The organism is Streptomyces sp. YS-3, from assembly GCF_045257485.1.
Classification (GTDB): Bacteria; Actinomycetota; Actinomycetes; order Streptomycetales; family Streptomycetaceae; genus Streptomyces.
Genome location: NZ_JBJHPC010001239.1, coordinates 1 through 503 on the forward strand (window position 1 = coordinate 1; position 503 = coordinate 503).

The window sequence follows — 503 nt, forward strand, 5'->3', positions numbered from 1 at the left end:
GTACTGATCTGGTACGTCGTCGGCAGGGTGAGCAGGGGGAGCCGCGGCCGGTGGCGGCGGGGGTGGTACTCGTCCAAGGCGGGCGGCTCCTCCGGCGCGGCGGGCTCGTCCGGCCCCTGGTGGGCCGGTGACAGCGGGGGAGGCCACGGCCACCACGGCGGCCACTCGTGCGGTGGTAACCACTCCTCCTGCGGCGGCGGCTCGTCCTGCGGGGGCGGCGGCTGCGGCGGCTCCAGCTGACCGCGTGCGGCGGTCGCGGCTGACACGGGGCAGCCGATTCCGTCCGCACGCCTCACCCACGCGCCCGGCGGGTCTCCACCCGCCGGGCGCCCTCGCGCGCGCCTTCGCACTGAACACGTGAACCGTGTTGCCTCCCAGGGATGGAAACCCAGTCAAGTTGGGTAAAAACGCTGTGAGTGCGGCCTACTTCATGATTGCCTCGCTGTTGAGAAACGCAGCCCACGGACCTCCCCCACCGGGCGGACCCGAGCAGACGGTCCCCC

General features: G+C 73.0%; 1 pseudogene. It reads left to right on the top strand.

The annotated features are described in order from the left end of the window. Positions 1–240, top strand: a pseudogene (locus ACJA3G_RS38495) (hypothetical protein); the annotation flags it as partial. Between the last annotated feature and the right edge of the window lie 263 nt (positions 241–503).